Source organism: Ruegeria sp. BE3 (assembly GCF_056538865.1).
The window spans coordinates 1-12,918 of the sequence record NZ_JBQFTW010000006.1 but is presented as its reverse complement, the minus strand read 5'-3'; the positions used below and the strand labels follow the sequence as shown (position 1 = coordinate 12,918).

Sequence of the window (12,918 nt, the reverse complement as noted above, 5' to 3'; positions counted from 1 at the left end):
CGGTCGGCTGCAACCCGGTTCAGGCACTGATTTTCTGTGGCGCAGCGCGGCTTTCCAACGCGTCCAGGGTACCGAAACGAACGATTGTTGCACCGTTCTGCATCGGGTTGATTGTGCAGGTCAGTTTGGCCCCGGTCTTCAGGGTCAGATCAGCCGACCATTCGGCACGATTCTCGCGGATGTTCACGAAATCCCGAATCTCACCCAGAACTGGCGTTGCGGTGCAATGATCCTGCCATTGGCGCGTCACTTCCAGCACTGTCGCGCAGTCCAGTCCGGCCTCTTCTACCTCGCCCCAAAGCATGTGGTAGGCAAGATTTGTGAACGCCAGCGTTCCGTCATCCGCAAAGACCGCGATGGCATCGGCAAGCTTATCGAGGATGGATTGCATCAAGTCCATCTCGGACCGGAAACGCCGGGTCAGAGTGATTTCGGCCGTGATGTCTTCGAATATAAAGGCAACGGCGCCGTCCGGATGTGGGCGGCCGCTGACTGAATACACCGACCCTGAGGGCAGCGACCATGTCTCTTGGTAATTGCCGTCTTCTGCAGCCTCGATCAGGTCGTTCATCTGCCGACGCCAGCTGCGGTAGTTCTTGGGCTCTGGCATCATGTGCTGATCCCGCAACCGGTCAAAGAAGCTGGACAAGCCCGGTCGACAACTGAGGAAGTCTGGGGGCAGCGTAGTCAGGTCGATCAGCGCAGGATTGAACAAGGCCAACTGCCGGTTCCGGTCAAAGATTGCCAGTCCGATTGATAGCTGGGCAAAGGTTTTGGTCATGGTCTGAACGAATTTGCGCTGGGCAGTTTCGGCTTCGACAATCGCATTGATATCAACCGCATAGCACAGCTGCCCTTCATCGCGGATCACGCGGGTGAGGTCGAACCAGAGCCGGGCATCGCTGTCTTTCACCGCAACAGAGACGCGGGATTTCCGGCCCAGCTGAGCATCGTCCGTAGGCGCGGGAACCAGAGGTTCGGTCAAATCCGCATCGGGGCCGCCAACCTTGCGCACCAGCGCGACATATGCAGCATTGCACCAGCTGACCCGATTGGAGGCATCCAGCAGCCAGACCGGATAGGGCGCCTGATCCATGGCCAGTCGGATCGGGTCATTTACATCCCGACGCTGAGTATGTGTCTGCCCGGTCAGGTCTCGCAGTTCGACGCGAATTATGCCTTCGATCCATTCGCACTGCACCTCGCGGTCTACGGTGCAATCAATGGCGGATACCACCAGGGTGCGGTTGGTGCGCACCGTGTCGGGGATTTCGGGAAAGGCAGGGAAATCGCGCTGCAGCAAGCGTTTGAGATCAGCCCAGGAGTTGACCGTTTCAAAGCCGTTCAGGGCGATGTCGGAATGGCTGATCAATCGGGTGCCGTCGAACAGAAACACGGTGTCAGAGCACAATCCGTAGTCGTCGCGCCGTGGTGTCGGGCGTGGCGATAGCCAACGAATGGCAAAGCCTGCTGAAACCAGACTGATCGCAGCCAATATGATCCAGTCGGCCATGGATTGCGCACCCCGAATACCTCATCCGGACCTATATGACCGGCAAGTGTTAACGGGGTGTTAACTCAGATCTGAAACGGCTGGTTGGCGCCCGAGGGAACCGGCGTGTCACCGATCTGAGCGTCGATCAACTTGCGCGGCCAGACGACCTTGACGATTGCACCGCGCCGCTCGGGCTGATCCGTCAGGTTCTGATAGGGATCGGAGCCATTGGCGAAATAGAGCTGAGCCCCGCTGCGTTCCAACAGGGTTTTGGCGATGAACAGGCCCAGACCCATACCCTCGTATTCGGGGCGGCTGCTGCGATCCGCCCGCCGCCGCCGCATGAAGGGATCGCCGATCCGTCCGATGATATGAGACGGATATCCGCGCCCGTCATCCATGATGCAGACGGTGATCAGTTCCGAGGTCCATTCGGCCTCAACCCAGACAGTGTCACGTGCGAAGTCCACCGCATTCTGGATCAGGTTGCGCAGCCCGTGAATGATCTCGGGCTTGCGCAGGATCGAGGGTTGTTGCACGTCGCCGTCCAGCACCGGACCTTCGGCAAAATGCACCTCTTTGCCCCGGTTGATGTGAGGTTCCGCCGATTCATGGATGACTGTCGACAGGGGTGCCTGACGCAGATGCAGGTCGTCTTTGCCTGCCCGTCCCATGTCGCGCAGAATATCGCGACAGCGGTCGGCCTGTTCGCGGATCAGGGCGGCGTCTTCCTTGAGCTCCGGCCGGTCGTCAAGTTCTTCGATCAGCTCGGAGCTGGCCAGCTTGATCGTGGCCAAAGGTGTCCCCAGCTCATGCGCGGCAGCGGCCACCACACCACCCAGATCGGTCAGTTTCTGCTCCCGCGCCAGCGCCATATGCGTGGCCGAGAGCGCCTCGGACATCGATTGCACTTCGGAACTGATGCGGTGGGAATAGGCGCCGATGAACACGATGGCGATGATGATCGCGGCCCAGTTGCCGAACAGCAGGATATCGGGGATATCCAGAACCAGCCCTAGATTGGTGCGCAGGGGCAAGTGAAACTGCGCCAACAACGTGGTCAAAATCACGGCGACCCCGCCGATAATCAGGGTTGAGCGCGTGCTCATGACGCTTGCGGAAATCGTTACCGGACCAACCAGAAGCAGGGCAAATGGATTGTTCAGCCCACCGGTGAGATAGAGCAGGACCGACAGCTGCGACAGATCGAACAGCACCATCAGAAAGTTTTCGAACTCTGACAGGCGCTTGTTCTCTGGAAACAGTAAGATGGCTGTGAGGTTGCCCATTACCGAGACGCCGATGGCAAAGTAACACAAGCCAAGCTCCAGCTGGACGTGGTAGTATTGCTGGGCCACCGTTATCGCAGTGAACTGGCCGACGATCGCGACCCATCGCAACAGGATCAGTGTGCGCAAACGAATCCAGGTGCTGCGTTCTTGTCCGCGCCAGAGGCTGGTCTTGGAATCGGTCATCGGTCGATTATGTCCTATTGCGTCGGCTCCTCATGTTGATAGGAGTGCGGGCCGAACCGATCAACAACCTTCGCATCAGGATAGTCCCAATGATTCGTCTTTACGCCGTGCTCGCAGCTGTTGTTCTGGCCGTTGGCGTGGGTGCAATGTGGCTGCTGACACGCGGCGGATCGGATGACAAGTTCGCGCAGTGCCGCTCAAGCCAGATTGCAGGCGGAACGGCGGCGATCGGCGGCCCGTTCGAGCTGATCAACAGCAAGGGCGAAACCATAACCGACAAGGATGTGATCACCGAGCCCACATTGATTTATTTCGGCTATACTTTCTGCCCCGATGTCTGCCCCTTCGATATGTCCCGCAATGCCGAGGCCATCGATCTTCTGGCCGAGCGCGGGCTATCGGTAACGCCTTTGTTCATCTCGATCGATCCCGACCGCGACACGCCCGAGGTTGTAGGTGACTATGCCTTCAACCTGCATGAACGCATGATCGCGCTGACTGGATCGCCAGAACAGGTCAAGGCCGCCAGCAAGGCCTATAAGACCTACTACAAGGCTCAGGACAAAAGCGACGAGTATTATCTGGTCGATCATTCCACCTTCACCTATCTGGTTACGCCCGAGGATGGATTCCTTGAATTCTTCAAGCGCGATGACACGGCCGAGCAGATGGCGGACAAGGTGGGCTGTTTCATTGATCAGATTTAGCAGGCAACGGGTTGTTTGACCTTTGGGGTGGCGCTGCTATTACTCATGTTCAAGCCAAAGGCATGAAATAGCGGAAAGACCAACATATGGCAGACAGTTCCCAGCTTGACATCGGCCCTGACAAATCGCTGCTCCTGGTAGATGATGACGAGCCGTTTCTGAGACGTCTGGCCAAAGCCATGGAAAAGCGCGGTTTTGAGGTTGAAACCGCCGGTTCCGTTGCCGCAGGCCGCGCCATATCCACCGCACGCCCGCCTGCCTATGCAGTTGTCGACTTGCGCCTGGAAGACGGCAATGGCTTGGACGTCGTCGAAGTGCTACGCGAGAAACGCCCTGACAGCCGGGTTGTGGTTCTGACCGGTTACGGCGCGATCGCCACTGCTGTTGCAGCGGTCAAGATCGGCGCAACGGATTATTTGTCAAAACCCGCTGACGCCACTGATATCACCAACGCATTGCTGGCCAAGGGCGACGAACTGCCCCCACCGCCGGAAAACCCCATGAGCGCGGATCGCGTGCGCTGGGAGCATATCCAGCGGGTCTATGAGCTGTGTGATCGGAATGTTTCTGAGACGGCGCGGCGCCTGAACATGCACCGCCGGACGTTGCAGCGGATTTTGGCGAAGCGTAGTCCTCGCTAAGTGTCAGTCACCGCTTCGTGATTTGCTAACTCGGGCTTTGTTTTCGAGTGTCCGCGTCGAAAGATAAAACAACGCAGGAAACTCGAAAATGATTGGCTATGTAACCATTGGCGTCTCGGACATGGAGCGCGCCAAGAAGTTTTATACTGATTTACTCTCGGACCGGGATGCCAAGGTGACGTTCGATGCAGGGCGCATTGCATTTATCGGCAATGAACCCGGTGCGCCAATGTTGGCCGTATGTGAACCCTACGATGGTGCGGCCTGTGCGCCGGGCAACGGCACGATGGTGGCCTTTCCTGCAGACTCAAAAGAACACGCTCAATCATTGTATGAAAAGGCAATCAGCTTGGGTGCTACCGACGAAGGTGAACCCGGTCAGCGCGTTCCGGACGTGTTCTACGGGGCTTATGCTCGCGATGCAGACGGCAACAAGCTATGTTTCTACGTCTTTGGCTAAATCTGTTTTAGCAGAGACTGATGTCGATCCGTATACGCCCGTCGCACTTCGACCGGCGGGCGTAATTTTATCTCCAAACCCTCCATCACTGCTTTATCAGGTCGACCAAAAAAATTCGTCGCCTCCGTCTCGGAAAAACCCGCGATCTGCGTTGCCTCCATCCAGGCGCTGATCTTGTCGGCCTTTTTGATCTGCCGTTTTACCGTCTTCGGCACCTCGGCCGGTAACCCGAACCGGATGTGGATTGCTGCCGCCAGACGGTCATCCAGCGCGCCGTAATCCGGGCCGACGGCGGATTTGACGGGGGAGATCATGTCTCCGATCACATATTCCGGCGCATCGTGTAACAGGGCCGCCAGTCGCCATTTCACCGGCGCTTTCGGCGCGATACGGCCAAAAAGCTCTTCGACCAGCAGGGAATGTTCGGCCACGGAATAGGCGAAATCACCCGCCGTTTGTCCATTCCAGCGCGCCACAAAGGCCAGACCGTGGGCGATATCCTCAATCTCGATATCTACCGGGGTGGGGTCCAGCAGGTCCAGCCTGCGGCCCGACAGCATTCTCTGCCATGCGCGGGGTTGTGTTGCCATTCTGCCATGCCTTGTGAAGTGGGACACATTAAAATCGTATTTTTCTGCTATGATGTACTTGTCAGGATCACCAGCTGCCAACGTTTTCTTGAGCATTCGTGCTTTGAAACCGAACCAACCGATCCCGACATCAAGGACTGAGGGGGGTGCTGACTCCTTTCAGTTGCGCCCCTCTCGAAACGAAACACGTATCGAAAGGAGCTTGCTATGTTCAAGCGTTTGTTTGCAATCGCCCTGACCTTTGGAATGGCTGCCACTGCGCCGCCCGTTTTTGCCCAGAATAACTGTGCCGACCGAGAGCAGCTGATTTCCAAGCTGCAGGACAACTATGCCGAAGAACTTGCCTTTGGTGGTCTGCAGAAATCTCGGGGCGCGCAGTCGGTGATGGAGGTCTGGACCTCGAAGGAAACGGGAAGTTACACCGTGCTGGTCACGCAACCCAATGGCATAAGTTGTATCGTTGCCGTTGGCACGGATTTTTTCCAAGCGATCCCGAAGATCAAGGTCGAGGGTACGCCGAGCTGATTTTCAAGGCGTAGATTCCCGTTTCCGGCCATCCACATTGCCTCCTGTCCCAAGGAATGCTAGGGGCAGCCCGGACCGAGATTTACCGGAGTGGAGAACCTGATGGCCGGGGACTATATCGTTAAGGACATTTCATTGGCGGGCTTTGGCCGTAAAGAACTGGATATCGCTGAAACGGAAATGCCGGGCCTGATGGCCCTGCGCGCCGAATACGGTGAAAGCAAGCCGCTATCGGGCGCGCGGATCGTCGGTTCGCTGCATATGACCATCCAGACCGCCGTTCTGATTGAAACATTAGTGGCGCTGGGCGCGGATGTACGCTGGGCGTCGTGCAACATCTTCTCAACACAGGATCACGCAGCTGCGGCGATTGCAGAGGCGGGTATTCCGGTATTCGCGATCAAGGGTCAGACGCTGGAAGAGCACTGGGATTATCTGGACAAGTCCTTCCTATTCGAAGACGGCCCGAACATGATCCTGGACGATGGCGGTGACGCGACGCTTTACATCCTGCTGGGCGCTCGCGCCGAAGCAGGTGAGGACATTATCCCCGTTCCGGGTTCGGAAGAGGAAGAGGTGATCAAGAAACAGATCGCCAAGCGTATGGCGGCGAGCCCCGGCTGGTTCACCAAGATGCGCGACCAGATCCAGGGCGTGTCCGAGGAAACCACCACTGGTGTGAATCGCCTGTATCAGCTGGTGAAAGACGGCCATCTGCCATTCCCCGCGATCAACGTGAATGACTCGGTCACCAAGTCGAAGTTCGACAACAAATACGGCTGCAAGGAATCGCTGGTAGACGGTATCCGCCGTGCCACCGACACCATGATGGCCGGTAAGGTCGCAGTTGTGTGCGGTTACGGCGACGTGGGCAAAGGCTCGGCCGCTTCGCTGTCTGGCGCGGGCGCGCGTGTGAAAGTGACCGAGGTCGACCCGATTTGCGCGCTTCAGGCTGCGATGGACGGCTATGAAGTGACATTGCTGGAAGATGAAGTTGCAACGGCGGATGTGTTTATCACCACCACCGGTAACAAGGACGTGGTCCGCATCGAGCATATGCGCGCGATGAAGGACATGGCCATCGTCGGCAACATTGGTCACTTCGACAACGAAATTCAGGTGGCCAGCCTGAAGAACCACAAATGGACCAACATCAAAGAACAGGTGGATATGATCGAGATGCCCTCGGGCAACCGTATCATCTTGCTGTCCGAAGGCCGTCTGTTGAATCTCGGCAACGCCACCGGTCACCCGTCCTTCGTTATGTCTGCGTCCTTCACCAACCAGGTTCTGGCGCAGATTGAACTGTTCACCAAGGGCGACCAGTACGAAAACAAGGTCTATATCCTGCCCAAGCATCTGGATGAGAAAGTGGCCCGCCTGCATCTGGACCGTATCGGTGTGAAACTGACCAAGATGGACAACGAACAGGCGGCTTATATCGGTGTTGCACCGGAAGGCCCTTACAAGCCTGAGCACTATCGCTACTGATTGCTGGTCCGGGTATGACCGAACCTTCTGGACGCCGCCGGGTTTTTCATCTGGCGGCGTCCTTTTTTTCTCTTCTTGTTTTTCTGTTTGTCTTCGGCGCGGGTGGTTACTGGCTATTGGCGCATCCTCAGTCTCCGGTGCCGGTGCACTGGAACCCGTTGCGCGATCTGAACGTGAAAGCCCCGGTGACGCCAATCACGGCACTACAGCTGCGCCGAGCCCTGGCGGATGAAACGCAATGTCGACTGGCTTTGACTCAGGCCGATGTTGCGTTCACTGAGATGGAGGATCTGGTCATCGATCAGAATTGCGGTATCGCTGGACAAGGTCAGCTATCAGGCCTGGTCAGCGCCGACGTCAGGGCGGTCGAGACACGCTGCACCACCGCCCTGCGATTGACCATGTGGGAACACCACGTCGTGCAGCCCGCCGCGCGGGATATTCTGGGCACTGATGCACGCGCCCTACGCCATATCGGCAGCTACAATTGCCGGCGGATGCGCACCGCGCGGGGTGCAAACAATGGATGGAGCAGTCATGCGACCGCAGATTCGATTGACATCGTGGGCGTGGAACTGGGCGATGGGCGAACCCTTAGCCTGATCGACGACTGGTCCACACCCGGCCCCGAGGCTGACTTTCTTCATCAGATCGGGCGCGGCGCATGCGATTGGTTTCGCGTTGTTCTGGGTCCGAATTTCAACCGCTTGCATGCAGATCATTTCCACTTGCAAGGACCCGGTTGGGGCTATTGCCGATAGATGTTCCGGTCCCGCCAAACAGGGTCGGGAAAGGGGTCGGCGACCACTGACTGCTTGAAGCGGGCGGTCTTGTTGGATTTCTTGCGAGGATTCCTCTCCATTGTTCGGAACAGATGAGCGGAGCATGGATACACTCTTCTGCATCGACACGAACATACGCCCATCGGGTCCGATCGCTAAATCGTCCGAGGGCATCAATTTTTCGAGTTCAAGATAGGTTTCCAGCTCGGTGGCAGAGTGATTCCGCTTACGGGGAATGTGCGGAATTTTTCCCTTTGTGTGAGCATTTCTTCTGGCTAGGCTGCCTGCATCTGTTTCTAGGATATGAAAATAACACCACAACATCTGTACTACGGGAGAGTGCTTAATGGGAAAACGCGACGAGCTGATCGCCAAGTATGCCGAGGATCTGAAATCCAAATGTGGCGTGGATGCCGATATGGACTTGCTGACCAAGGTGACCATTGGCTGTGGTCCGGCCATTTATGACGCTGATGCTTCGACGGTGGCGGCCAGTCAGGAAAGCGAGCTTGAGACGGTCAAGAACAACTTCCTGGTCAAAAAGCTGGGTCTGGCTGATGGCCCTGAGCTGATGGAAGCGATCAACAAGGTTCTGGAAACCTATGGCATGTCCGAGCGGAACAAATACCGCGCCGTCGTTTATTACATGCTGACCAAGCATTTCGGCAAAGAATCGGTCTACGGTTGATCCCGGTACCAAGCCTGCAACGCCCGTCGAAACACGGCGGGCGTTTTGCATTTGAGATTTAATTTAAGGACTTGGCGTTTGAAACAACCGCCGGAATTCGGTTAGGGTCAGGTCGTGACCAGGACGGTCAGAACCAGATAATTCTATACACGTGTGGTGAGTTGGGAGCACGTGGGGTAGGGAAGGTTCTGCGCTGTCAGGGCCTTCCCTTTAATCCGATTTCGTCTCGCCCATGGCGCAGATCAACGCCCATTCTTCATCAGCAACGGGTTGCACCGACAGGCGCGAATTCTTGACCAGGACCATTTTATCCAGCCGTCCCTCTGCCTTGATCTGATCCAGTGTTACAGGCCTGCTGAAAGGGCGAACGGCCTTGATATCCACGCATTCCCAGCGCTCATCATCGGTGGTGCTGTCGGGATGGGCTTCGGAACAGACCTCAACGATGCCGACAATCGCCTTGTCCTTTTGCGAATGATAAAAGAACCCACGGTCCCCGACTTTCATCTGCCGCATGAAATTACGCGCCTGATAGTTGCGGACGCCATCCCATTCCTCGCCCGCATCCCCTTTGTCGACCTGCTGATCCCAGCTCCAGGTCGAGGGTTCGGATTTGAACAGCCAATATGCCATCAGCCGATCACCCGCTTCCATTGGATTAGCTCGACCGAGTCGAACAGTCCGGCCAGCGCATAGGGATCGTTGCGCGCCCACTCCTGCGCTTCGGCCATGTCTTCGACATCCAGAACGATCAGAGAGCCAATCATGGCTTCCCCATCCAGCAACGGACCAGCCTGTGCCACTACGCCGGTCTCTTCGAGATAGGCCAGGTGTGCGGGACGATTATCCAGCCGGGTTTGCAGAGCGCCGGGTTTGTCACGGGCGATCAGAGCGATGAGCATCTTATTCCTCCTTGAGTGGGCGACCCAGCAGGGCCTGAATCGCGTCGGTCACACTGTAGGCACCGCTGCTGAGTTTCGCCACCGTTGTGCTGATGGGCATATCCAGCCCTTCGGATGCGGCGATATCAGACATGGCTTGCGCGGTGGCGACGCCTTCGACGGTCGTTGCGCTGTCAAACGGCTGATTTAGACCCAAACATAGGCCAAAACGGTAATTTCTGGACAATTCGGACGAACAGGTCAGGACCAGATCACCCAGCCCGGACAGTCCCATCAATGTTTCTGGCTGCGCACCGCGCAGGGCCGCAAAGCGCTGCATCTCGGCAAACCCGCGCGTGATGAGCGCGGCGCGGGCGCTGTCGCCCAACCCGGCCCCAATCGCGGCCCCGCAACCGATTGCCATAACGTTCTTCAACGCGCCGCCAAGCTCGGCCCCGACCGTATCTGACGTGCGATAAAGGCGCAGGTTCGCGGTTGTCAGCTCTTGCTGAAGGGAAGTGCCCAGTGCAGCATCCGCGCAGGCAAGCGTCAAAGCGGTCGGCAGCCCTCGGGCAATATCGTCAGCAAAACTGGGCCCGGTCAGAAGCGCCGGATGCGCATCGGGGATTGTCTGCGCGATGACTGAGATCGGCCCAAGACCTGAAGTCTGCTCAATCCCTTTGCAACAGGCCACGATAGACTTGCCCGGCAGTAAAGCAGCGTGGTCTCGCAGCGCCCCACGCAGCTTTTGCATCGGAACGGCCATCAGCAGGACGTCACTTTGTGCCGCGACCTGAATGTCTGATGTCACACGGATCGCATCCGGAAGAAAGACGCCCGGTAGCCGGGCAGCGTTCTCGCGATTTGCCGCCATCGACCGCGCATGTTCCGCGTTTCGTGCCCACAGGGTGACAGGCCCGTTTCCCGCGAGTGAGATCGCCAGAGCAGTCCCAAACGCCCCCGATCCCAATACAGAAACGCTCATGCCTTTGCCCCTTTCTTTCCGCTGCCCAGCATTGCCGGGCTGGTCTGGTCCAGCGGCCAGCGAGGGCGGGCGGTCAGGTCCAATCCATCCTGTGCGCCGGCGCGGAAACGCTCCAGACCTGCATAGGCAATCATCGCAGCGTTATCCGTACACAGGGCAAGCGGCGGGGCCGTAAATCGGGCGCCACAGTCTTGTGAAACAGTCTCTAACGCTGCACGAATTGCTGTATTTGCCGCTACACCCCCGGCCACTGTGATGACTGACTCCAAAGGGGTGGCCTCGAGGTAGAGCGAAATTGCACGCCGGGTTTTTTCGGCCAGCGTATCCACTATGGCCTGCTGAAATCCCGCGCACAGATCGGCGCGGTCTTGCCGGGTGAGGCCTCCCTTCTCGGCCACGATCTGATCACGCATCCGCATCAGCGCGGTCTTTAGCCCGGAAAACGACAGATCGCATCCGGGTCGATCCAGCAAAGGCCGTGGGAATCGAAATCGCCTGGGATCTCCGGTGCGGGCTTCGGCCTCGACCGATGGTCCGCCGGGTTGGGGTAGCCCCAACAGGCGCGCTGTCTTATCGAAGGCCTCACCGGGCGCATCGTCTATCGTTCCGCCCAATCGCGTGAACCGGTCCGACCCATGGGCGATCAGATATTGGCAATGCCCGCCTGAGACCAACAGCATTAGGTAGGGGAACGCAATTCCGTCGGTCAGGCGAGGGGTCAAAGCGTGGCCAGCCAGATGATTCACTCCGATCAACGGCAGCCCGGTTGCGGCGCTCAGACCTTTGGCGCACATGACGCCGGACATGACCCCTCCGATAAGGCCGGGGCCGGCAGTGACGGCTATGGCATTGAGATTACCAAGGCCAATATTAGCCTGCGTTAGAGCCTGTTTGACACAGATATCCAGCTTTTCCGCATGCGCCCGCGCCGCGATCTCGGGCACGACGCCCCCATAGGCGCTGTGCAGATCGGTTTGACCATGTACCACGGATGACAGGATCTGAGGCAGCGCGCCTTCACCGTGGCGCACGACGGCTGCAGCTGTGTCATCGCAGCTGCTTTCCAGCCCGAGGACTGTAAGTGTTTGCACCATTGGCCCGATCCGTTGCATCATGATTGGCAAGCGGGGTATCACCCTGCGCGGATGCAAACAATCCCAAGGCCGAAGGCGCCGATAGTTGTATTTGTTGATGACCCGCCCGCGTGCCGCCTCTGACAGGTTCGTCGCGCAGCTACCGGACCGCGTCAGATCGCAGGTCTCGGTTCTTGTTTCCCCACTGTTGGAGATCAGACCCATGGCCGTCCCGGTAGAGACGGACGGTATCGGCGGGTTGATCTTTACCTCGGCTAACGGAGTCAACGCAGCGGCCGCGCTGGGCGTAGATCGAGACCTGCCCGCGTGGTGCGTGGGTCCGTCAACCACAGAAGCGGCGAAAACCGCAGGTTGGATGGCCCAAATGGTGGGCGCAACTGCTGAAGAGTTGGTCGCGGGCCTGTTACGCCTCAGACCCGGCAGCCCATTGTTGCATCTGCGCGGAGAACACAGCCGCGGCAATATTGCTGAACGGTTGACCGGTTCGGGCCTGACCACGCGTGAACAGCCGGTTTACCAGCAACATTTGTTGCCGCTGAGCGATGAGGCGTCTTTAGCGGCTGAAGGCAACCAACCGGTTATTGCCCCTCTTTTTTCACCCCGCTCGGCGCGACATTTTGCCGAGGTTTGGGCCGGGACTGCGCCTCTGTGGTTGGCTGCAATCAGCGATGCAACGGCGGAACCCCTTAAATCCTTGGCTTTCGAGAGTTTGAGGATCGCGAATGAGCCGAGTCCGGACCAAATGCAGAAAGCCGTTAAAAAACTTGTGAAACATGCGATGCGGGTTGAGAGCGCGCCGGGTGCAGATTAACTTGGTCTGGTCTGTTGTTCATGTGTTTTTGGAATCGATAAGGGGAATAAGGCGGTGGCTGATAAGAAAAAACCCGATCAGGAACCGGTCGAAGACCCCAAAATTGAAGAGGTGGCAGAAGCTACCGAGGCCGAAAGCACTGCCGTTTCGGATGAGAAGTCTGTTGACGCGCAAGAGGCTGCAGATGAGGTAACTTCCGAAGCCGAAGCCGAAGCCGAAGCCGAAGCCGAAGCCGAAGCCGAAGCCGAAGCCGAAGCCGAAGCCGAAGCCGAAGCCGAAGCCGAAGCCGAAGC

The 12,918-nt window shown here is 57.8% G+C and carries 15 protein-coding genes and 1 pseudogene; 9 read left to right on the top strand and 7 right to left on the bottom strand.

Features of this window, described 5'->3' with window-relative positions:
• Positions 1-19: 19 nt before the first annotated feature.
• Positions 20-1,513 carry a PAS-domain containing protein gene (locus tag ACR0AZ_RS14300; RefSeq protein ID WP_480667717.1) on the bottom strand — a complete coding sequence of 498 codons (1,494 nt, stop codon included), beginning with the start codon at positions 1,511-1,513 and terminating at the stop codon, positions 20-22.
• 65 nt (positions 1,514-1,578) lie between these two features.
• Positions 1,579-2,970, bottom strand: coding sequence for a sensor histidine kinase RegB (gene regB / locus ACR0AZ_RS14295; RefSeq protein WP_480471306.1), 1,392 nt, complete (start codon positions 2,968-2,970; stop codon positions 1,579-1,581).
• 89 nt (positions 2,971-3,059) lie between these two features.
• On the opposite strand from regB, the gene ACR0AZ_RS14290 reads away from it, so the two are divergent.
• The 3 genes from ACR0AZ_RS14290 (at position 3,060) to ACR0AZ_RS14280 (ending at position 4,778) form a co-directional block, all read left to right on the top strand.
• Complete coding sequence (locus ACR0AZ_RS14290; protein WP_480660109.1) at positions 3,060-3,677, top strand: SCO family protein; 618 nt, start codon at positions 3,060-3,062, stop codon at positions 3,675-3,677.
• A gap of 86 nt (positions 3,678-3,763) precedes the next feature.
• Entirely contained in the window at positions 3,764-4,318 is a 555-nt protein-coding gene (locus ACR0AZ_RS14285; RefSeq protein ID WP_050604676.1) for an ActR/PrrA/RegA family redox response regulator transcription factor, read from the top strand.
• Between the two features lie 88 nt (positions 4,319-4,406).
• Entirely contained in the window at positions 4,407-4,778 is a 372-nt protein-coding gene (locus tag ACR0AZ_RS14280; protein WP_480471304.1) for a VOC family protein, read from the top strand.
• Here ACR0AZ_RS14280 and ACR0AZ_RS14275 read toward each other — a convergent pair.
• Positions 4,775-5,368, bottom strand: coding sequence for an HD domain-containing protein (locus ACR0AZ_RS14275; RefSeq protein ID WP_480660108.1), 594 nt, complete (start codon positions 5,366-5,368; stop codon positions 4,775-4,777). The two genes, ACR0AZ_RS14280 and ACR0AZ_RS14275, sit on opposite strands and share 4 nt — an antisense overlap.
• A 207-nt stretch (positions 5,369-5,575) precedes the next feature.
• Here ACR0AZ_RS14275 and ACR0AZ_RS14270 point away from each other — a divergent pair, with 207 nt between their 5' ends.
• The 4 genes from ACR0AZ_RS14270 to ACR0AZ_RS14255 all read left to right on the top strand — a co-directional run bounded on the left by ACR0AZ_RS14270 (position 5,576) and on the right by ACR0AZ_RS14255 (position 8,854).
• Positions 5,576-5,893 carry a hypothetical protein gene (locus ACR0AZ_RS14270; RefSeq protein WP_480471302.1) on the top strand — a complete coding sequence of 106 codons (318 nt, stop codon included), beginning with the start codon at positions 5,576-5,578 and terminating at the stop codon, positions 5,891-5,893.
• Positions 5,894-5,995: 102 nt separating this feature from the next.
• Complete coding sequence (gene ahcY / locus ACR0AZ_RS14265) at positions 5,996-7,384, top strand: adenosylhomocysteinase (protein ID WP_480667716.1); 1,389 nt, start codon at positions 5,996-5,998, stop codon at positions 7,382-7,384.
• 14 nt (positions 7,385-7,398) lie between these two features.
• Positions 7,399-8,145, top strand: a complete 747-nt coding sequence (locus ACR0AZ_RS14260) for an extensin-like domain-containing protein (RefSeq protein ID WP_480471300.1) — start codon at positions 7,399-7,401, stop codon at positions 8,143-8,145.
• Positions 8,146-8,512: 367 nt separating this feature from the next.
• Positions 8,513-8,854: a DUF2853 family protein gene (locus ACR0AZ_RS14255; RefSeq protein WP_480471299.1), complete on the top strand. Its 342-nt coding sequence runs from the start codon at positions 8,513-8,515 to the stop codon at positions 8,852-8,854.
• A 210-nt stretch (positions 8,855-9,064) separates the two neighbouring features.
• Here ACR0AZ_RS14255 and ACR0AZ_RS14250 read toward each other — a convergent pair whose 3' ends face one another.
• From ACR0AZ_RS14250 to tsaD, 4 genes are read right to left on the bottom strand one after another with little or no spacing between them, the layout of a single operon-like run.
• On the bottom strand, positions 9,065-9,487 hold the full coding sequence (locus ACR0AZ_RS14250) for an EVE domain-containing protein (protein ID WP_480667715.1): 423 nt from the start codon (positions 9,485-9,487) through the stop codon (positions 9,065-9,067).
• On the bottom strand, positions 9,487-9,756 hold the full coding sequence (locus ACR0AZ_RS14245; protein WP_480471297.1) for a YciI family protein: 270 nt from the start codon (positions 9,754-9,756) through the stop codon (positions 9,487-9,489). The genes ACR0AZ_RS14250 and ACR0AZ_RS14245 overlap by 1 nt, the downstream gene beginning before the upstream one ends.
• Before the next feature lies 1 nt (position 9,757).
• The gene (locus ACR0AZ_RS14240) at positions 9,758-10,720 is read right to left on the bottom strand and encodes an NAD(P)H-dependent glycerol-3-phosphate dehydrogenase (RefSeq protein ID WP_480667714.1); all 963 of its coding nucleotides are present in this window, start codon (positions 10,718-10,720) and stop codon (positions 9,758-9,760) included.
• Complete coding sequence (gene tsaD / locus ACR0AZ_RS14235) at positions 10,717-11,814, bottom strand: tRNA (adenosine(37)-N6)-threonylcarbamoyltransferase complex transferase subunit TsaD (protein WP_480667804.1); 1,098 nt, start codon at positions 11,812-11,814, stop codon at positions 10,717-10,719. Before tsaD ends, ACR0AZ_RS14240 begins: the two co-directional genes overlap by 4 nt.
• A gap of 97 nt (positions 11,815-11,911) precedes the next feature.
• On the opposite strand from tsaD, the gene ACR0AZ_RS14230 reads away from it, so the two are divergent.
• Together ACR0AZ_RS14230 and ACR0AZ_RS14225 are read left to right on the top strand one after the other, a co-directional pair.
• Entirely contained in the window at positions 11,912-12,625 is a 714-nt protein-coding gene (locus tag ACR0AZ_RS14230) for a uroporphyrinogen-III synthase (protein ID WP_480471294.1), read from the top strand.
• Between the two features lie 54 nt (positions 12,626-12,679).
• Positions 12,680-12,918 (top strand): annotated as a pseudogene (locus ACR0AZ_RS14225) (hypothetical protein); the annotation flags it as partial.